The sequence below is a fragment of the Mesorhizobium sp. WSM3224 genome (genome assembly GCF_000427725.1).
Lineage (GTDB): Bacteria > Pseudomonadota > Alphaproteobacteria > Rhizobiales > Rhizobiaceae > Mesorhizobium.
Map to the genome: position 1 here is coordinate 25,035 of NZ_ATYO01000016.1, position 20,688 is coordinate 45,722.

10 protein-coding genes and 1 pseudogene are annotated in these 20,688 nt (G+C 60.9%); 6 read left to right on the forward strand and 5 right to left on the reverse strand.

Annotated features, from left to right (window positions below; translation table 11 throughout):
- The first annotated feature begins 209 nt into the window (after positions 1-209).
- The 3 genes from YU3_RS0122070 to YU3_RS0122095 all read left to right on the forward strand — a co-directional run bounded on the left by YU3_RS0122070 (position 210) and on the right by YU3_RS0122095 (position 5,141).
- Positions 210-1,187, forward strand: coding sequence for a hypothetical protein (locus tag YU3_RS0122070; RefSeq protein WP_027168283.1), 978 nt, complete (start codon positions 210-212; stop codon positions 1,185-1,187).
- Positions 1,188-1,302: 115 nt separating this feature from the next.
- Positions 1,303-2,472, forward strand: a complete 1,170-nt coding sequence (locus YU3_RS0122075; protein ID WP_027168284.1) for an ISAs1 family transposase — start codon at positions 1,303-1,305, stop codon at positions 2,470-2,472.
- Between the two features lie 1,778 nt (positions 2,473-4,250).
- The gene (locus tag YU3_RS0122095) at positions 4,251-5,141 is read left to right on the forward strand and encodes a hypothetical protein (protein WP_027168288.1); all 891 of its coding nucleotides are present in this window, start codon (positions 4,251-4,253) and stop codon (positions 5,139-5,141) included.
- A gap of 130 nt (positions 5,142-5,271) precedes the next feature.
- On the opposite strand, the gene YU3_RS0122100 is transcribed toward YU3_RS0122095, so the two are convergent.
- Positions 5,272-5,655 (reverse strand): hypothetical protein, encoded by a 384-nt coding sequence (locus YU3_RS0122100; protein WP_027168289.1) that lies wholly within the window; start codon positions 5,653-5,655, stop codon positions 5,272-5,274.
- Between the two features lie 40 nt (positions 5,656-5,695).
- Here YU3_RS0122100 and sctV point away from each other — a divergent pair, with 40 nt between their 5' ends.
- The 3 genes and pseudogenes from sctV to YU3_RS41765 all read left to right on the forward strand — a co-directional run.
- Positions 5,696-7,798, forward strand: a complete 2,103-nt coding sequence (gene sctV / locus YU3_RS37110) for a type III secretion system export apparatus subunit SctV (protein ID WP_036259195.1) — start codon at positions 5,696-5,698, stop codon at positions 7,796-7,798.
- A gap of 18 nt (positions 7,799-7,816) precedes the next feature.
- Positions 7,817-8,350: a tetratricopeptide repeat protein gene (locus YU3_RS0122110; RefSeq protein ID WP_027168290.1), complete on the forward strand. Its 534-nt coding sequence runs from the start codon at positions 7,817-7,819 to the stop codon at positions 8,348-8,350.
- Positions 8,351-8,531: 181 nt separating this feature from the next.
- A pseudogene (locus tag YU3_RS41765) lies at positions 8,532-8,995 on the forward strand (IS110 family transposase); the annotation flags it as partial.
- A 574-nt stretch (positions 8,996-9,569) separates the two neighbouring features.
- Here the strand turns inward: YU3_RS41765 and YU3_RS37120 are convergent.
- The 4 genes from YU3_RS37120 to YU3_RS0122145 form a co-directional block, all read right to left on the reverse strand.
- Positions 9,570-16,571, reverse strand: a complete 7,002-nt coding sequence (locus YU3_RS37120) for a shikimate kinase (protein ID WP_280797487.1) — start codon at positions 16,569-16,571, stop codon at positions 9,570-9,572.
- Positions 16,572-16,945: 374 nt separating this feature from the next.
- Positions 16,946-17,188 carry a hypothetical protein gene (locus tag YU3_RS0122135; protein ID WP_210163530.1) on the reverse strand — a complete coding sequence of 81 codons (243 nt, stop codon included), beginning with the start codon at positions 17,186-17,188 and terminating at the stop codon, positions 16,946-16,948.
- A gap of 1,393 nt (positions 17,189-18,581) precedes the next feature.
- Entirely contained in the window at positions 18,582-19,184 is a 603-nt protein-coding gene (locus tag YU3_RS42160) for a cold-shock protein (protein WP_084508230.1), read from the reverse strand.
- Between the two features lie 731 nt (positions 19,185-19,915).
- On the reverse strand, positions 19,916-20,686 hold the full coding sequence (locus YU3_RS0122145) for an ABC transporter ATP-binding protein (protein ID WP_027168294.1): 771 nt from the start codon (positions 20,684-20,686) through the stop codon (positions 19,916-19,918).
- Positions 20,687-20,688: the final 2 nt, after the last annotated feature.

Below are 20,688 nucleotides of genomic sequence, written 5' to 3' on the forward strand. Positions count from 1 at the left end.
GCAGGTAAATTTCTCTCGCATCGCTTCGATCCTCTTGAAGCGGCGCGACATCTCCAGCGTCTCGTGATGTCCTCGGTCCAGCCGCGAGCCGCTGCAACAAGGGCAGGCCGGCCCCCAGCGAACCAAAACGCCCTCTTTTTGGTTCGTCAGCTTCTCGAAAGCTGCCTCTGCAAAAGTGTACACACATCAGGATCTCGAGGAGGAAAAGAATGAATATCGCTGCACGGAATGCCGCGGAAACGTCGACGACAGCACGCGAACTCGCACCGCAGACGCACCGGGCGGACAAACGGCCGGTTGAGATGAGCACACGAACGACCTCATCGGAACACCTGTCCGCGGATCAAGCGAATTTCGAACGGCAGCTACAGGACTTGCAGTCGGCCAAGCGAACTTCGGATTCTGCTCCTGCTCCCGCAGATTCCGAAATTCGCACGTCATCGGCTGCGCTGAACGAGGCGCCATGGGAAACCGAACGCTACCCGGCCGCATCATTTGCGAGAGCACGCGCCCAGCTTGCCGCAACGTTGACGGGTGCAACTCTGGGGGCGCTCAAAAACGAGATTGATCTGGCCGCGCAGCAAACAACGCGGTGGTCACCAGCCATTGCAGCTCCCGAGGGCCCTGTCGACCGGGATCGCATTTTCGACGACGTTGCGGGGTCGTCATACGTAAAGCTGCATCGCTTTCAGAACCAGGACGCCGATTGCAAGCCGCGTACGGAAGCCAACACGACCGCAATATCCCATGCCCGCAACACGGCGCGGGATCATTCTTCTGTAGGAGATCCTCTGGAGCGATATCCCATGGATCGGGCGCGCCAGGCTGGTTGGCATATGCGCGGTAAGACAGCAGTCTCTCCTTTCGTGTCGTTGGTAGAGGACCCCTCAAAACTGGCCGTTTCGCTCGACCCTTGGGCGAGAGCGATCGGCAACAATACGAACACCCTGCATTCCTACATGATCCCGAAGTCTGCAGTCTGGACGCCAGACGACGTGCTGCGCAGTATTGGGCTCGGAATGAATGTCGAAGATCAGGACAACATCGATGCGGATGTGGATCTGATGTGCTCGCTGGGTAGAACGCCGACCCGAGAGACCGAGCGCTTGTTTCTGGGTGGCAATTTGGAGGACTACCGGACAGCCAGCGAGGCAAATCCATACAGAGCGCGGGCGATGAATAGATAGCCGGGCGTACACGATAGAGTCTGCCGGCCGGCCAGGGCTGCGAACTCGGGTTAACGCGCTTTGGGGATTGCGGCTGATCTGATTCCATGGGGGTCCCATGATTCGGAGCCTGGCCATGACCACTGTCGCCCTTGAAGGATTCGAAAAGTCGCGCCTGAGGTCGCTTCTCGAGCATTTTGGCGAGATCGAAGACCCGCGTGAGCCGTGGCGGGTTGCCCATCCGCTGCCCGAGGTGCTGCTTCTGGTCGTCTGCGGCACGATCTGCGACTGCGAGGATTACGACCTGATAGCAGCGTGGGGAAATGCCCATCTTGACTTCCTGCGCCGCTATCTGCCCTACCATCACGGCGTGCCGGGCGGCCGCTGGCTGACTTTGCTCATGAACCGCATCGATCCGGCGCTGTTTGCCGGCGCCTTCACCGCGTGGGTGCGCGAGACGTGGCCGGACAAGCCCGACTTCGTTGCCATCGACGGCAAGACCTCGCGGCGCAGCCACGACAAGAGCGCAGGCAAGGCGCCGCTGCATCTGGTTTCCGCCTTCGCCACCACCGCACGGCTGGTGCTCGGCCAGGAGGCCGTGGCCGACAAGAGCAACGAGACAACGGCCATTCCCGTGCTTCTGGAGCGCCTCGGCGCCAATGGCGGCCTCCTGGGCGCGCTCGTCTCCATTGACGCCATTGCCACAAATGCCGCCATCGCAACCGCAATCCGCGCTCACGGCGCCGACTATCTGCTCGCAGTCAAGGCCAATCAGCCGACATTGCGCGCCGAGATCGAGCGCTACTTCGACGACGCGCCGCAAGACAGCCTCGACAGCTTCACCGACCTCGACAAGGGCCATGGCCGCATCGAGGAACGCGTCGTCACCGTCAGCCGCGAGACTGGATGGCTCGCAGGCCAGCGCCGTTTCCCCGGCGAACTGCGCCTGCCTGAGGTCAAGGCCATCGTCCGCGTCACTTCACGCACCGGACTGAAGGACAGGAGCCGCTTCGATACCCGCTACTTCATCGCCTCCGCCGACCTCACCGCCGAACGGGCCGCCCACGCCGTGCGCGGCCACTGGCTGATCGAGAATGCCCTGCACTGGACCCTTGATGTCGTCTTCAAGGACGACCAGTCGCGGCTCAGAAAGGGCCATGGCGCCCACAACATGGCCATCGTCCGCCATTTTGCCCTCAACCTCGTCCGGGCAATCAACGACAGGCAGTCGATCAAACTGAGGCGCAAAAAGGCCGGATGGAGCCCCGACTACCTCGCCTCAATCCTCGGTCAACTTCCCCGTTAACCTGGATTCGCAGCCCTGGCCGGCCGGCGTGGGCCACAAGGGATGCCGAGTCGCCCTGCGCGAAGCGCGCGTCGGCGTGAACGGCGATGCGGGCTGGCACCGCGTTGGTCAGGCCGAGGTCATTCGCTGCGGGCGCGGCCCCGTCGATGTGTATCCGGGTGATCGCACCGCAGCAGCATCGATGACGGTACCGGGTTTGCAGCTCTCTAAGAGATCATTCCCAATGCCTGCAGCGAGAGGCCCGTTCTCAAGCTCATGTCCGGCGCTATGATCCGATTTGCCCAGCGGTGGCGGGCAATCAGGATCAGTGACTTTGAACGCCGCCAGATGACCGCCGCCGGCAGGAACTCGTCCAGGGACAAGAGCCCCAAAATGGCCTCGATAGGAAAGCCTGGCAAAGCAGCCCGCCAGACCCTATCCAGTGGCCCGGACTTGCCCCCCACAATGAGGGGTAGCGAACTCGCCATTGGAAACCCGGTTCTAAAATTGGGGAGGCGCGTTCGATTCCCTGAGTCGGACAATTCGCTCATGTTTGCGGCTTCGTGCTTCATGAGCTTGCGCGCCGTCAGCGCCGCGCGCCGCTTGCGCGGCCAACGACTTGCAATGCACCGGCAGGAACCAGCCAAGTCGCCTCAGTTGCGCGATCATACACGCGCCATTGCGATCCGCCTCCACCGCCCTCCCTTGAAAGCATCGCGCATGCCGCGTCTTCAGCAGGCGCACTGCCAGTCCCGTTTGCAGCATGTGCCTCATAGATTTGATCCGATGGGCCGGCATCGAATCCGATTTGAGTCGGCCGTCTTTCGGAGCTTTCCTATCAGGACACGTAGACCCGGTGCCTGCAGTAGAAGCACCGCGCGCCGTGAGAATGCTGGATAGAATCTGCCTCAACACCCGGGCCATATCACCCGTAGATGTGATTTGGGCAGCGCTGTTTTTTTCAACGCTCGTCAGCTTGTCGAAAGCTGGCGTCTTTAGCTTGAGAAGGTGGATGCCTACACGGCATCGCCGCCCGTCGACGAATGAAGATAAACGCCGGAGTACCTGATGGTCGCAGCAATTGGAAGTTTTGGCAGCTTCGGTTCTTCCTTGGTCCGTGCAGGGGGGCATGGACCTTCGAAGGGACAACCGCCGCACGCATCTCACGGGTCTTCTGATCCTAAAAAGCCGGCTGATCCTAATAAGCCGGCTGATCCTAACAGGCCGGTCAGGGGGCGCGATCGGCCGGACATGCCGCCCAGTTCTGGCGACGGCTCGCAAGGTGCGTCTGACCAAGAAGCTTTCCAAATGGCTCTCAGTGCCGTTGCTTTCACTATGATGAACGATGTGATGGCCGATAACGAGGAAGCCATGGCAGACACTGAAGAGGATACCTGACGCTGGATGGTCCTCGTCAGGGAATAGTGGCCGCTGATAACGGCACAATTCAACGAAAGGGAAATTTTATGTCGAAATTGGGTCCCATTGCTAGCGGCGCTGGTACCGCAGCTGCGACTGCTGGAAACGTAGCGGCCAAAGCCGCTGGAGGTGCTGCGTTCCAGGCTCAAATCGCGGAGCTTGCAGCCGTTACCGCGGAGGCGACGGCTAGGAGTATGGAGCTGCGCACTATTTCGACGCAGCTCACGTCAGTCAAGAAGGTGGCCGACGAACGCGTTCAGTAATGCCTGAGGTGGGGCTCAGATACCCCTCGTTCGCGCCCTTTGGTGGTGCGATGTGGAACTGAAATGAGCCGCACGGCAATTGCCGTGCGGCTTCTCTCCTTGTTTGGACGATTATCCTTGGATGACACGGGTTGCCTTCATTTCGAAGTTCTATCGGGCCTGTATTGCGGACTGACCGGTAAGCTGGCTGCGGAAGCGAACGTGATCGGTAGTGGGCTCGATGCCGATGTCATCTTCGTCGAGCAGGGACTCGCGCCGTATCATCTTCGTATCACTCTTCTTGCCAATTCGATGGAGGTCGAGGCCCTTGCCGCCGACCTCAACGTGAAGGGCAGCGGGAATGTTCCCGTAGGCGAGCGTATTGTTGTTCCTCTTCCGGTCGTCATTGACCTAGGCGCCATGTCCATTCTCTGGTCGGCACCGGGTGCAGCGCCAGCTGGGTCAAGCAGTACCCCACGCCTCTCGGCCCCTGTACTAGCCTTCCTGTTGCTGGGCTCGGTCGGGATCGGCGCGCTCTCAGCGATTTTCTCCTACTACGACAGCGCCGGTGCATCGAGCGCCAATTCACCTGATGCCAAACTTGCATCCAAACCGACCCACAACCTCGCTGACAGTGAGACTACCATGGCCGCGGCCGAAGACCTGCAACAGGAAGTCGATAGAGCAGGCCTGCTCAACATTAAGATCGGCTCCGCAAAGGGTGTTGTTACCGCTGAAGGCACCGTCACGTCTGCATCGGCCACCAGTTGGCAGCAGGTCCAGCAGTGGTTCGATCATCACACGAAGGGCGCTCTAACACTGGTCAATGGAGTGATCACCAAAGACGAGAAGGCGCCATCCGCAATCGCGGTTGAGGCGGTTTGGCGTGGGCCCTCCCCCTATGTTGTCATCAATGGCGAGAAGTATTTCGTTGGAGCCCTTTTGGACGATGGATGGACAGTCGATCGGATAGAGGACAGCCGCGTGCTGCTGAATCGAAATGGCCGTCTCGCTTCTCTCCCGTATTGAAACTTCCAGGTTCGCAGGGCGGATCAAAGGAGAACTCCGATGGAGCCGCCACACCTACCCTGTCGCCCTCGGTTGTTGGGCGGTGCGTGAAGGTGTTGTCGTCCTGCGGAATCAGTTCCGGCGGGTGCTTCTACTCGGACAGAACCGAAAGCGGCTTGGTCGAAGGCAAGCCGATGGCGGGACAGGACGCAGCACCACGCATGTGACCGACCACGTTTACCAAACCGGTGATGTCGTGCTTAGCCCCAAGCGGCAGCGCGGTTTGCTCGGCGCCCTTACCTGCGTCCGCCTTGCATCCGCGCAGCGCGCCCGAACCTTGCCCCTGCTGCGCAACGCTACCGCTGAGTTTCGGGATGAACTGTCGCGGCTTCGAGCGTCTGCGCTCATCTCGGACGGCTTCGGCGGCAAGATCCTGACGATCCTGGGCAGACCGGATGCACCCGGTCACCAGCCGTTTTCGCGGCCTCTCAGTCTCAAGCGAAGCCAGGCGCAGGCGAGCCTTCGAAAGCTGCATCGCAGCAGAGCTCTTCTCAGACGATCACAAGGGGGTCTCAATGGCCAACATCATGCGTAATCTCATCGAGCGCGCGCCGGCCAACCCGGACCTGATGGTCGCGCTTATGCTGCTTCTGGCCATAACGATGATGGTGATGCCGGTGCCCGTCGTCGTAATCGACGCACTAATCGGATTCAACATGGGATTGGCCATACTGCTGCTGATGGTTGCTTTGTATATCAGCACGCCACTTGAATTTTCCTCTTTGCCCGGCGTCATCCTGATTTCCACGGTGTTCCGTCTGGCGCTCACCATCGCAACGACGCGGCTGATCCTGGCCGAAGGGGAGGCAGGTAGCATCATCCACACGTTTGGTGAATTCGTGATCTCAGGCAATATCGCCGTCGGGATCGTCATATTTCTGGTCGTGACCATGGTGCAGTTCATGGTCCTCGCCAAGGGCGCCGAGCGCGTAGCAGAAGTGGCGGCGCGCTTCGCGCTCGACGCTTTGCCGGGAAAGCAAATGGCGGTCGACGCAGAGTTACGGAACGGCCACATCGACGCCGACGAGTCGCGCAGGCGGCGCGGCGCATTGGAGAAGGAAAGCCAACTTTACGGCGCTATGGATGGCGCAATGAAATTCGTGAAGGGCGACGCCATCGCCGGGCTGCTTGTTATCTTCATCAACATGTTGGGTGGGATTTCGATCGGCCTGCTTTCAAAAGGTATGCCGATCGGCGAGGTGCTGCGTCACTATACCCTGCTTACGATAGGTGATGCGCTCATCTCGCAGATTCCGGCCCTGCTGCTCTCCATTACCGCGGCGACCATCGTCACTCGTGTGACCGGGGCTGGGAGCCTCAATCTTGGGACCGACATAGTCACTCAACTCACGGCCAGTAGGCGAGCATTGCGGCTGGCGGCCTCGGTCTTGGTTGCCATGGGGTTCGTTCCTGGTTTCCCCCTGCCCGTCTTTCTTATCTTGGCCGCGATCTTCGCGGCGGCAAGCACTGTCAAGGGACTAGGCGCCGACAATGTCGCTGCTACAGCCGCAGCCCCAGTGGAGCAAAACCAAACCATGCCTGCAGAGGCGTGTCCGATTGCCTTCTTCCAAGCGCCCAACCTGATGCAGGCGATCGACCAGGTCGAATTACAACAGCACTTTTCGCGCGTTTCGCAACTGGTCTCAGCCGATCTCGGCCTCATCGTTCCCCGCATTCCTATCACGGTCGATCAGCAACTGCCCGAATCGCAATTCAGGATAGACATCGAGGGCGTGCCGGTTGCACAGGACCTGCTTGATCCGACACAACTGGCGATAAAAGACGGTCTGGCAAGCATCGAACCGACCGGCATCCCATTCCGGCACGATCCGGAAACGAACACAGTCTGGGTCGGACAAGGCCACGCACCGGCTCTCAAGGCCGCCGGTGTGGGGCATCACCGTCCCAGCGAACGCGTCGCGTTGCGTGTCCAAACGACGCTGACCCGCTATGCACCGCGCTTGGTCGGAATCCAGGAGACCAGCCAATTGTTGAGCCGGATGGAACAGGAATATGCTGACCTGGTGAAAGAGGTGTTGCGCACGACGCCGATCCCCAGGATTGCCGATGTCCTGCGCCGCCTGCTTGATGAAGGGATCCCGATCCGCAACACCCGCCTCGTCTTTGAGGCATTGGCCGAATGGAGCGAACGTGAGCAAAATGTCGCCCTTCTGACCGAACACGTTCGCTCCGGTATGAAGCGGCAAATCTGTCACCGCTATGCGAACGGAGACGGAATCGTTTCCGCCTTCATTATCGAACGTCAGACCGAGGATGTGTTGCGCAGTGCGGCTCGGGATTCGGCTGCGGGCCCCCACCTCGCATTAAATGATAGGCAGAGCGAAGCGCTGGTAAACCAGATGCGTCACATCGCCTCCAGTACCGCGCCGGATCAGGCCCGCCCTGTCGTATTAACGTCGATGGATGTCCGGCGCTTCGTTCGCGGTTTCCTAACGCGAAACGCGATTGATCTTGCTGTGCTGTCTTATCAGGACCTCGCGTCGGACTTCACGATACAACCGGCCGGATCCGTCAAGCTCAGCCTGGACCCAATAGGGGATCGTCAGGAGAATCTCGCGATATCCGCGTCGCCGCCAGCTGTTAGCCAGAGCACTTGATGAAGGTGAGAACCGAACATGAATTTGCGTGAAAATACAATTGCTGCGCCATTGCTTTCATTCCGTTTGAACCCGGTTCTCTTCGCCGCGCTCGCCATCCTGCCTCTGGGCGGTTGCGCCAGCTGGAATAAGCCAGATCTTTCCGTCAAGGAGACGGCGCCTCCAGCGTTGCTCGGCGCCGATCACATCGATCCGGCCATGCGCGAACGCATTTTGCGCGCAGTCGGTCAGGATTCTCAAGAGCGTGCTTTGCGCGATTTGAAGCAGGATCCGGCTAATGTCGATGCCGCAATCAGTGTTACGAAACTCTTGCTGGCGCAGAAACGCCAACAAGAGGCGCTCCAAGTACTCGACAGAGTCTTAGTTGCGGACCCGGATAATTTGCGTGCATTGAATGCGAAAGGAGCTGTCTTGGACAGTCAGGGGCAGCATGAGGCGGCACAAGCGCTATATCTGAAAGCTCTCAAGGCCGAGCCAGGGAATCAGATGTTGCAACACAATCTCGACCTGTCCCTGGCCTCTGGCGGGAAGTCCGAACCGAGCGCGTTGTGACCTTCGCAATAGCTGTGCAATGTACCAGACGCGACGCATGTCGGAAGCGGTCGCAAATCAGCTGGAGTGATTGGGGTCTTGGCCGAACCCAAAAGAGGGGCGGCTGCTCTGTCGGGATGTGAGTACGTGGTCGATCTTGAGTCGCCACAAACATCAGGAGCAGCCATGAAGGACTTGCGGACTGGACGCGTCTTTGGAGGAGACCGCGATCTGCGTGGTCGACAAGACCAACCGGGTCCTCGGGGAAACGCGCGCGGCGAGCGCGCCAGAGGCGTTGAGCAAGACCCTGCGCGAAGCCGGCTTCCGCTGGAGCGCATCAGCCTTGGAAAGCGCTCGCTGACGACCTGACTTCACGACGGATTGCACGCCGAAGGTCGGCCGTGCGAACTGTATCGAAACGCGGGCTGCCAAGCGCGATCAAGACGATGCCGAACAAGATCGATCGCAACGAAGCCGCGCGCTGGCGCAGCTCATACGCACCGGCTGGCATCGGCGGGTGCACGTCAAAGCCGGCAATGCCGGCTGTGGCGGTCGCTGCTGGTTGCCCGTCGTGCGGTGCTGAACGAGAGGCGCCGCATCAAGAATGTGGTGCGTGCGATCCTGCCCGAGGCCGACGCCGAACTCGGCACGCCATCGCGGACCGCCCTTTGCCCGCCCCATGCGCTCGCCAGCCGGCGCCGACGCCAGGTGATGGCGATGTCGAGCCACTGCTCGCGATCTGAGCATCATGCTGAGGGCATTAGCCCGCCTCGCGAAGCAGGAAATAGTCGAGCCTGGGCGCCCGGCGGCATGGCCGTTGCCCGCAAGCTGGCGGTTATCCTGGATCGCATGTGGGGCGACATGACCGATTCCCGCTTTCGAAAGGAACCACCGCACTGGCGGCGTCAGCCGCGACGAACCCGGAAGCAGCAAAAGCAAGGCTTTCGCCTGAATGGGGGCGACGTCCCAGATCATTCCGTGGATTGATGGGCAAGGCGATCTCGTTAACAGTCCCGAACCTACCGCCAAAACTCGGCAAGGTCCTGAAACAGATTGAGGTGCCTCGCTCTCCTCGCCCCGTCATACGGCGGCCCAAGGCCCGACCGCGAAGAGAAGCAAGTGACCCGCGGAACGGTCCGAGGAAAAGTTCATCAGCACCTTGACCTCAACGACCCCAATCAGCGAGGGCTCTATAGGATCAGTCTCCTCCAACTAAACTTCTCGTCTCGCGGGGCCTACTTCACTTGCCCGAAGCGCCGACGCGCGCTTCCTCGTGCCGATCCTCGGCCCCAGGCGCGCCTGGTTCGCTAACGCCAGCGCAGAGCTTGTCGTGAAGCTTGTTCAGGCACTCGGCCGCGCTCTTATTGATTTCCCGCCTGGTCGGGGAAATTCTGAGCTCGGCCTGCGCATAGATGTCTTGGCGCTGGTTCATCAGTTTTTCTATCGTTCCTTTTGGATCTTCAGTTTGCAGCAGCGGACGGCTCGTATCGTTCGCCAGGTGCCTCATGATCATGTCCAGATCGGTATCAACCCAGATCGAGATCGCGTTCTGGGCGATGCAGTTGCGGGTCTTGTCGTTCATGAAGGACCCACCACCGGTTGCGAGCACCATGGGGCCTTGCGCGAGCAGTTGCGGGATCTCCTTCTCCTCAAGATCCCTGAAGTAACGCTCGCCATGATTCGCCCAGATTTCATTGATGGATTTTGCGCCTGTCTTGTCCTTGATCACATGGTCCGAGTCGAAGAACTTCAGGCCCAGAAGATTAGAGAGCTTCTTGCCAATCTGGGATTTCCCGGCACCCATCATGCCGACGAGTACGACCGATTTCTCACCCAGCGCGGCAACAATTTGTCCGACCATCGGCGACCGTTTGGGCATTCTTGGCAAGGCAGCTCGGGTGGCAGAGGCCATGCCGCCAGCCGTGCTCCCCCCCTCAATGTCCCAGTTGGGGATATCTGTGACGCCATCGGGGACTGCGACGTCCTTGCAGTTCGTGCGCGCGCGTTGCAGGAGTTGCTCGGCCTGCGATTGATCGGAGGTCCCTGTAGGGACACGCTGCAGCATCTTGTAGACATGATGATTGGCAATCTTGGCCTCATAGCTGCTGGGGGTATGGAACTCCACTTCGAAGCGGTAACCTCGCGGCGTGGCGAAGACGGTTGCGATGCCGGTAAAGGTTGGATTGAGCTTTTTGAACCAGTTGGTTGTGCTGACCTCGGTGTAACCGTGCTCTTCGAACAGCAGCACGGCCTTCCTGAAGGTGGCAGTAAAGTCCCTGTCGGGGATTTCGACGACATGGCGGACGGCGTTGCTGATCAGCTGCGACGCCTGAGCGGACGGCAGCCTCATGCCCGTCAGCTGGTCTCGCATCGAAGCTTCTGACCTCAAACGGCGATCGTGATGGGGCAAGCTCACATCGATGTTGAATGTGCGCAGGCGTTCGGCCACCTCGCCCAAGGTCGCTGTGATAGCCTTCTCTTCGACCTTGGCGTTTTCAGCCTCGATGTGGGCGCGCTCAATAGCTTGCTCGCCGGTCAGCATCGTGGCGGTATCCGCGCTGGCAACCCGCCAGTCCGACGGTGCGGACAGAATACCTCGTTCCGCCGCGAGCTTGATAGAAGCCTCCATGATCGACGCCGTCAGTGTCGGATTGTCCTTCAGATCCGCCAGTGTCGCATCGACATCAAGCCGGCCCTGTTTCAGGCGCGCCGCAATACCCTTCGTGTAAGGCACCGGGTTCAGTCCCGGGGCCTTGTGCAGCAAGTTCAGAAGCTGACGGCTCTTGGCCGCAAACAAGCGGGCGCCCGTATCAGATTTATAGGCGTCCGTTCCGACCTTGATGCCGAGACTCAGCAGGTTATTGGCACTTTGCACGTGGTCATCGGCAACGTAACCATCGGGTCGCGGATGAATGCGTGCTGGATAGTTATCGACAATCAGCTGGATGCGCTCTCTTGGCTGAGCCGTGGCAGGATAGGCCTCCCCCAGGTCCGGCAACAGCTCGCAGAGATCTGCGCTCACCGCCCGCCGCGCGTCGTTGCCGCCCTCGGCCGTTGCGGGTAGACCGCGCGATTGCGCCGCCCACGCCTCGAGATCGGCCATGAGCAGCTCGGCCACCTCGCGGGCCACCGGATGATCTGCGACCTCGAACTCGCGCCCCGCCTTCTCGAGCCCGTGCTCGATCTGCTCCAGGCTCACCTCGCCTTCGGTCAGCAGCACTTGAAGCTCGCGCCTGAGTTCGTGATGGATGCCCTCGTAGATGCCGAAGATAGCGCGCTCGGCAAACCAGCGCCTTGCCTCTTGAGATTGCGCCAGAAAGTCTCGCTGCAGGCCCGTGTAGGTCTCCAGGACATTTTGCGTCGCGGCCAGGATCTGGCTGGCGCGGCTGAACTGGTAGGACTCGCCTTCGATCGCCGGGGTGTGCGATTTGGGCGGTTTGAGCGAGTGCACGCCGCGCGCCTGCTCGGCCTGGTCGAATTGCCTGACATGCTCATAAAGCTGGGGCCGGTCGGCGACGATAATGACGGCGTCGCCGTCGAAGTCTCCATCGAGCTTTTTTTGCTCAACCGGCGGGACTGCAACCAACGAGCCCGGAGCGAACACCTCGGTCGCCTGCAAGATGCCGACGCAGTCGAACAAGGTGTCCGCCTTGGCGCGGTCCTTGGCACTCGCCCAATGCGAATGACATTTGACGTCCTCGGCAGACAGGACCAACCCTCGATCAGCGAACGCAGCCGGCCACATCTCGTCGGGCACCACGATCAAAATGCCCTTGGCAAACAACATCGGATCGTCAGCCGCCAGCTCGGCGCTGGATTTTTGGGCCACATTGAAGCTGTACTGTATGGCGACGCACTGATCGAGGAACATTGCGGTCGGGTCACGATCAGTGCTCGAGCCGACCTGTGCGGTCGCGAAGGGGCGCAGGTTGGGCTTGTCATATGGCGAGCGCCCGATCAGCACGCCTTGCGTCCCCGCCATGGACTCGCTCTTGAGCGTCGGCACGTGAAGGCGGCCGTCGCTAGAGGGCACTGCCACCGCGCCGGGGCCATCGATGTGTCCACCAGTCACTGTGCGGTAGAGGTCTTCAGAGTTCAGCTCCTCTCCTTCCCGGCCCTCGAGCCAGCTGCTGGCCATCTTGCGCGCCTCCGCGGCCACCTCTTCACTGCGCGGATAATGTTGCAGGGCGGAGGCAGGCAGCGATGCTCGGCGTCCCTCGCCAAAGGCCGGCACCCTATCCGGACCGTCCTGGTCGCCGGCGCGCCGAACCGCCGGCATGCGCGTAGCAAGCGAGGTCTTGATGAAGCCGCAGCCGTCATGCGGGCGCAGCGCGATGCCGCCGTGCTCTCCGCCGAGCCTGAAAGGATGGGCCTCGCCGGCCGGGCGGTCCGGCAGCAGTGCCAGTCTGAACGTGCCCTCAAGCGCAGAGTCCTGGGGCCCAAGACCTTTGACCGCCGGTGGTGCTGCAAAGCCCCTGCGCTGCGTATAGAAGTAGGCCTCCTTGAACGGAGCCCAGGCCCGTGACAGCCGCTCGAAGTCGGTTCCGCCGGCCGTTTCGGCATAGGGAATGGCCAAAAGCTTTCCTCCGGGCGGCTCGACGCTGGGCGCGCCGGGCACCCGCGCGGCGATCTGCGCCAGCGTCGATCTGGGCGGCTTCAACTTGCTGCCGCCGAACAGATCCATGCGGTAGGGTACCCCCTCGACGGTGAGCGTTCGCGCCAGCATGAAGGCACTCGGTCGTGCCGGCAGTTGCACCGCGACCACAGGGACCTGGCCCCGCGTCATGCGATGGAACACCGAATATCGTGTCTCTGGCTCCGTTGCGATGGGCCGCCCCTGCAGGTCGACGACCGAAAGCCGCATCAGTCCCGCCTCCCCTTGCGGCGGTCTCGGCTCGTGGTCCATCTCCCGCAACACCTGATGCACGTTGAACTGGGAGGCAGGACGGTTTGCCTGGACCGATACCGCATTTGCTGCCAGGAACGAATCCAGCGCCTCGAGCGGCCTGTCGCTCTCGATATCAGCGATCAGATTCCAACTCATGTTGGACAGGTCGCGTTCGATCAGCTCCCGCGTGCGGTGCAGGATATCCCTGGTCTCGCGCTGCAGCTCCTGCTGCCTCGCCCTGAGATCAGTCACCTTGCCCTCGATATAGGGGCGCCGGTATAATGTCTCGAGGACTGCACGGGCCTTGAGGACCTGATACATCGACAAGGCCGGGCAACGGCTGGCGTGTGGACCTTGGATCCGCTCCGCGTCGCGGGCGGCCAGATGCGCCGTAATCTTGTCTTTCACGACGTTTTGGATGTCGTTCAGCAAATGGAGCGCCTGCCTTCGGTGCCAGCGCAGCTGTTTTTGCGAGCTGCGCGCCAGCGGCAGCACGGCAACACTGAGATTACCCATGGTCTCCAGGTCATTGGCGGCGGCAAAATCTGGCCCCTGACGCAATTCCTCGATCCGATCCATCCCCGCTCGTGCGAGCAAGCCGAGATCGTCAACCAGCCGAGCCTTGCCCAGGGCTTTGAAAATGTTGGCGATGCTCCGGACGTCCGCCTGCATGAGGCGATCATTGGCATAGTGCAGGTGGTGGGCGAGCTTGCTCAACCGATCTGTCAGCAGCGTGGTGTGCGTTATCTCTCCACTGTCCTCCGACGCCGTGAAGCATCGCCCAAGAGCATTGGCGACCATGCTGAGTTCAGGCATCGTGAGAGCGCCGAACCGATGTGCTCCAGCGCCAAGGGCGCGCGCGATGTAGAACACGGCCTGCCGAGATGCCTCCTGGTCCAGGCACTTGCTGAAACCGTTCACCAGGTTCGCCAACTCCTGAGAGGTAAAGTTGGCGAGTGACCGTTCATGGACTTCGCGCGCGATCGCTTCTGTGGCTCGACCTGTGTCATCCCCTGTCAGCCACTTGCTGAAACCGTTCACCAGGTTCGCCAACTCTTGCGACGTAAAACGAGAGAGCCCGTCTGCGAGCGTGGCGCGGTGGCACAGTTCCGCAGCGACTTGGACGGTTGCCTTTCTACCGGCCTCCTCCTGCGGCCACTTGCTTAGGCCGTTGGCCAGACTCGCCAGTCCCTGCGGAGCAAAATCGGGAAGGCCGCCTTCGTGAGCGGCGCGCCGGCAGAGTTCGGCGGCGATTAAGCGCGCGCCCTGCAGACAGCTCTCCTCTTCCGGGACCTTACTGAACCCGTTCACCAGATTCGCCAGTTCCTGCCGAGTAAAGACAGAAAGTTGATCGGCACGGCTACAGAGGGCCCGGGCGACCGCAACCATGGCTTTGCCGAAATCTTCCTGCGGCCATTTGCCGAACGCGTTCGCCAAATTCGCCAGCCCTTGCCGAGTGACATCAGCGAGGTGCTCATCCCGATCAGCGCGACCGCCGACTTCCGCAGCGATCAAGCGCGCAGCGTGCTGACAATCATTCTCCAGCGGCCATTTGCTGAAACCGTTCATCAGATTCGCCAGCTGCTGCTGGTCAAATCGAGGGAGCTCATCAGCGATATCAACGACGACCCGAGCGATCGCAAGTGTCGCCTTGACTGAATCCAGCTCTAGCGGCCATTTGCTGAAACCGTTCACCAAGTTTGCCAAGTCTCGATAGTCGTGACCAGAGTGGGGGAATCGGTCGATGTTAGCTGCCACCGCGAGGGCAGCTTGGCGACAGGCGATTTCGCCAGGCCACTTGCTGAGACCATTCACTAAGCTCGCCAGCTCCCCGCGAGTGAACTCGGAGAGCCGACCAGAGGTCGCGCGGTCTCGGACTTCACGACCGATTTCCACGGATGCTTGGCGACACTCGGGCGCACCCGGCCACTTGCTGAATCCGTTCACCAAGTTCGTCAGGTGCTGCGGAGCGAAACTAAACACGCGCGCCGGGTCGATATTGCGCGCTATGGCGATGGACGCGCGGGAACAGTCGTTCGAATGCGGAAACTTGCTGAAACCGTTCACCAGATTGGCCATGTCTTGCGACGAAAACCCAGAGAGTGGGGCGTCATGAGCACGACCCAAGACTTCCCGTGCGATTGTCTCTGCGGCTTCCCTTGAGTTGGGCTCGCCAGGCCATTTGCTGATGCCGTTGACCAAGCTTGCCAGGTCTTGCGGAATAAAATCGGCGAGCTGGGCTGGGCGCTTGCCGCGCCGACAGACATCTCCGGCTATCGCCACCGCGGCTCGCGAGTCAGACAACTTGGTGAAGCCGTTCATCACGTTTGCCAGTCCCTGCGGAGTAAAGCCACCAAGCCCGGGCGGGCGTGCAGCGCGGCTACAGAGCTCACCAGCGATCAAAACTGCGGCGTTGCGATGGACTGCCAGATCCGGCCATTTGCTGAAACCGTTCATGAGATTAGCCAAGTGCTGCTCACTGAAGTGAGAGAGCTTGCTGGCGCGGCAGCGCACGAGCTCATGAGCGACATTGACGATCGCCTGCTGACAGGCCGGCTGGTCTGGCCATTTGCTGAAGCCGTTGACCAGATTCGCGAGGTGCTGTGGCTCAAAATCACCGAGCCTGTTGACGTCAATGAACCCTGCTGTTTCGACTGCGGCGTGGCGGCAAGTCATTTGCTCCGGCCACTTGCTGAATCCATTGACCAGGATCGCCAAGGCCTGCGCATCGAAACGATGGATTTGTCCGCCCTCCAGCACCGCATGAGAGATCGCTGCAGCGGCTTGGCCGCAAGCCTGCTCTTCAGGCCACTTGCTCAAGCCGCTCATTAGCAACGAGAGATTTTGACCGCTCAGTTCCTGAAGTATTTCGCTTTCATCACGGCAAAACTCAGCGACTCTGACAATTCCATCACGGCATTCCTTTGGATGCCGGCCGAACGATGATGCTAAAAGCGAAAGGGCTTTGCCTTCGATTCTGTTCCTAACCGCGTCTCCAAGCCGCGAAACCCCAGCCGCCAAGCGCCTGCAGGCTTCCACACCAGCCTGCCCTCCGGCCTGCCGGCTCAGGTCGTTGCAAACCAAAGCGTAAGGCCATGATCGCCTTGCGAGAATGTCTTCTTGTAAATGTGGGAGAAATCGGTGCGTGAACTCGGCGGCTGCCGCATTCAGGAATCCTGAGAGATCCTGCCTCTGCAGCCGCTTGGCATTGCGCCCTACTGCACTGGAGAAAACGGCGACGTCTCGAGCACGGCAAATGTCAGCTAGCGCTGCATTAAGTCTTTCCGAGCCTATTGAAGATCGTTCCGAACCTACACCCTGGAGGTTCTGTGGGGCTGAATTTTCAACACGCACCCGTCCCAATCGCTCACCTGGACCGGAGACCGATTGGCCACGTGGCGGAGGTGCGTGTCTTTGCAGATTTTCGGCAGCTTGGTGAGCTTGCCAGCGTTCGCCCTGAGAACGCGATAGGCCGGTTGGTTGATTTGCTGCACCGCCGTACGGTCTATGAGACTGTTGTACGTTTTCACGCTGGGTCGACGTGGATGCATCGCCGATATGAGGTCGTCCTGCTGCGCCACGCCAGTCGGGCACGGTTTGCGCACGCGGCGGGATCGTGCCTGCTTGCATGCCTTCGAGCCTTGGATCGGCGCGCCAGCGTTCGGCATCAGAACGCGACGGCCTTGCTTCCTGAGTTGCTGAGCCACGGTAAGGTTCATTAGGCCAGTTCAGGTTTTCACGCCGAGGTGGTTGCGCAGGCACGTCGCCAGCGCGCCATCCTGCTCTTCCACTCGGCTCGGATGCGGCCAACCTATCGGGCGGGAGCGCGCCCCTTTCCAAGCCCCCAGCTGTTCGACCGGCGCGCCACGAAACGCCGTCCGAACGTGAGCCCGCGTCGCGATTTTGTCCGCCGCCCTGACCTCCAAAAGGTCGCTGCGAGCCTGAGCCTTGGAATTGCTCAGAACCATCATGATCACGCCACCTTCCCGGCCGGCCACCGCGGCCGGGCTCGAATTCTACCTCCGGGTGCGCGCTGGTTCTCGAGCTTTCAAAGTCGTCCGGCCAGAGATTTTCATCAGAAGGCGATGAGCTAGTTCCCGGCCCGGGGCGGAAGCGACGGCGATTCCCACCAACGGCGCCTTGCATCGCAGCGCCAAGGAGCCGATTTGCGCCACCGCGAGGACCGGCGATCCGATCCGGCGGGCCCCCGCTGGCGCGGGGGGGAATAGGGGAAGAAGAAGCGCCGGAACCCTGAGAGTCAGAGCGCATCCGATCTACGGCCGAATCGAACAATTGTTCCTGTTCGCCGGCCTTGGGAGCCTGAGCGCGAGAGCCGCCAACGCCCTCCGTCTCGCTGGCATCAGATTTAGAAATGGGCAGCTTTCCCCGGTCGTCAACGTTTCTCACGGTTCAACTCCGATGTGAGGCGACATTGCCGCCGGCCCTCAGGAATTCGACTACGCGCCGATTGGCCGCTTATATTCGTCTTACCTGACGTTGAACTGACGGAACGGCCGACCGGGGGCGCCGCCCACCCGTGAAACGGGTCGTGGCATTTTGCCCGACTACAGCCTTCAAGGATCCCGCGCGGACCGGCGCTTGGTGTGCTCAGCATGGCTCCGCTTGCTGCCGAGGCGCGACGCGGAAGCTCCCGCGGCCATTCTGAAGGCAGAGGTCGACAAAGCGGATGGATGCTAAAACAGCCGGGACTGAGCCGCGTACGCGTTCGGAAGCCGGATCTATCTGGCCTTGGCGCGGGCGTTCGTCATAGCAGAGGAAGAGCCAACTAAAATATCTGAGCAAGGCCGAGATGCGGCGGAAGCTGTGGCCCACGGCCGCGTCATTTCCTGTGCGAACTAGCAGCGACCGAGATGACCATCGGCCTTGGTGTTTTCCGCCGCGACCCGTCGCGTCCTCGACATGCGAGAGGTCGTCGCCAATAGGCCTCCGAATTAGCCTGAACATTCTTGGCGCCGGCGGCGATTTTTGCCGGCGGGGTGATCGCCTGTGGCGGTCAATGGCTTGTTGTCTAAGTTAGACCTATTCGGAAGGCGCCGATGAGGGCGCGCTCGCGAGCAGCTTTTGCTGCCGCCGAGCTACACCACATACGGGGATGCGATCTCCCTTGATGTCACGCGGCTTTTCTCGTGGAGTGGGAATCTGAACGAGCCTGCGCAGTTGCGGTATGTATTTTGTGCATTGCAATATGCCGAGCTGTGGGTATGGTCGCGCTGCCGGCCATCTACTCCTCCCGGATGCGGAGCCGGCGTTGAATGCAGCGCACCTCCTCCCGCGCTGTCTTCGATTTGGCCCGCTGCCGCTCCTCTGGCAGCGGGCTGTTCTTGGCTCGAGGGACGTCATAGCTCAGCTGTTGGAGTCTGATGCGAGGCGAATGCTCTGGACTTCCAGGCCTTTCTTGCCTCGCCCGCACTCGACAAGCACCTTTTGCCCCTCTACCAACACGGTGAGCCCAGAGCGGGCCAGTGCGGACACGTGAACGAAGACGTCCTTCTCGCCGCTTTCAGGCGCAATGAAGCCGAAGCCCTTTTCAGGGTTGTACCACTTGACCGTGCCCGCGCTCGCGATGTGTTCATGCGGTTCGGGGACAGGTTTTTGCGTGTGTGCCGATGCTTTCGCGAGCTCCTCCCCGATCTCCAGGATTTGCCCGACCTGACGACCCTTTGGCCCTTCTTCGACGGTGACTTTGAGGCGCGCGCCCTCCGAGACACTGTGGGCTCGTGCTGCCTCTAAAACTCGGATATGCAGATAGGCGTCGGCGCCGTCCGCGAGTTTGACGAAACCAAATCCTTTGGTGGCGTCGAACCACTTCACTTCGGCGGCCATGGGACCCATGATCGCCGATTGCGGCCGCTGGAAATAGCTTGGCTCGGATGCACGTTCTGAAAAAGCGAGCTCGTCATCACCTCGACGGTGATGCTGCTTACGATGGTCTCTGTATTTGCTCATGATCGTCTCGGATAGCCTGGCGAACGCACTATGCATTCGCCAGGATAATCTCAGTCGGACGACGCGTTTGTGTCAAATGGTCATGATTGCGTAGGGCTCATGCTTGTCGATGACGTCCACCCTCTTTCTCCCCCGATTGAACAGGATTCTGCTGCACCCTTGTCAGTAAAGGAAGCCGTCCGGGCAAGACGGCATCGCGAGGCTCGAACGCCGCCGACGGCACGGTACAGCAGGGCGGTCCGAATCGTAACGGCCGGCGTGAACGCGTCATGGGGCAGCAGTCAGACCAAGATGCGACTACTTCCTTGGTCACCACAAATTGCCCGCACGATCCGGAACAAGCGACGCACGTTTGGTGATGCATACCTCCTTCCGCAGGACAAATATCAGCTCCACCTTGACCGTGAACGCCACGTGCGGAACGGGGTCTCGAGCCTGAAGCTACATGCGACCTTACGCCCGCTTATCCGGGCTTTTGGTTTGCCGGCTGCGATTGCATCGGCGCCGATCATCGCTTTGCGGCCACTTCTCGGCGGCGTGTTGGAGGTCCCGAGCCGATCGCCCACGTTTTGGGCCAGCTTTTACCAACAGGCAGAACACGTCGGTGGATTTCCTAGCCCGCGCCGCCAGCAGCTCGAGAGCCGCCTCTTGTCCCGATATCAGCCGGATAGAAAGAGGGCGGCTGTACAAGCAGGGCATAGGATTCACCGGTCCCTCTTCTGTTCTCGCCTTCAGTTCAGACCGAACTCACGCAGAAGCTCCTCGCGGTAGCGGACAAAGCGGTTTTCGCTGCGGTCGCGAGGGCGTGGCAGATCGATGTCGATCAGCCGCACGGCGCCGCTCTTTTCCCTAGGCAGGACCAGTACTCGATCCGCAAGATAGACCGCCTCCTCCAGATCGTGGGTGACCATGATCATGGTGACGCCCTCTTCACGCCAGATACGGGTAAGTTCCTCTTGCATGATGAGTTTGGTCATGGCGTCGAGCGCGCCGAGCGGCTCGTCAAGGAGCAGGATCTCAGGCTGCACGGTTAAGGCGCGGGCGATGCCGACACGCTGCGCCATGCCACCGGAAATCTGCCTGGGGTAAGCGTCGGCGAACTCGCCGAGGCCGACCAGATCGATGTACTCGCGGGCGTGCTCCCGGGCTTGAGCCCGGGATGCGCCGCGTACTTCCAGACCGAAGGCGACGTTGCCCAGCACGTTGAGCCAAGGGAGCAGGCGCGGCTCCTGAAAGATCACCGCGCGCTCCGTTCCGACCCCGCCGATGGGCTCGCCGTCTACCAGGACCTTGCCGCTGTCAGCGCTTTCCAATCCGGCGAGCACGCGCAGCAAGGTGGTCTTGCCTGATCCGCTGGCGCCAACAATGACCAGGCATTCGCCGGGACTGATGTCGAGATGCAGGCCCCTCAGGACGGGCAGCACGCGCCCGTTAATGGCAAAGGACTTGGAAAGGTCGCGTATGACGACGCGTCCGCCTCGGGGGGGTTCCATCGCATTCATGA

Coding starts and splice junctions, on each gene's coding strand:
- YU3_RS0122070 (WP_027168283.1), top strand. CDS start 210: ATGAATATCGCTGCACGGAATGCCGCGGAAACGTCGACGACAGCACGC.
- YU3_RS0122075 (WP_027168284.1), top strand. CDS start 1,303: ATGACCACTGTCGCCCTTGAAGGATTCGAAAAGTCGCGCCTGAGGTCG.
- YU3_RS0122100 (WP_027168289.1), bottom strand. CDS start 5,655: ATGCAGCTTTCGAAGGCTCGCCTGCGCCTGGCTTCGCTTGAGACTGAG.
- sctV (WP_036259195.1), top strand. CDS start 5,696: ATGGCCAACATCATGCGTAATCTCATCGAGCGCGCGCCGGCCAACCCG.
- YU3_RS0122110 (WP_027168290.1), top strand. CDS start 7,817: ATGAATTTGCGTGAAAATACAATTGCTGCGCCATTGCTTTCATTCCGT.
- YU3_RS0122135 (WP_210163530.1), bottom strand. CDS start 17,188: ATGATGGTTCTGAGCAATTCCAAGGCTCAGGCTCGCAGCGACCTTTTG.
- YU3_RS42160 (WP_084508230.1), bottom strand. CDS start 19,184: ATGAGCAAATACAGAGACCATCGTAAGCAGCATCACCGTCGAGGTGAT.
- YU3_RS0122145 (WP_027168294.1), bottom strand. CDS start 20,686: ATGAATGCGATGGAACCCCCCCGAGGCGGACGCGTCGTCATACGCGAC.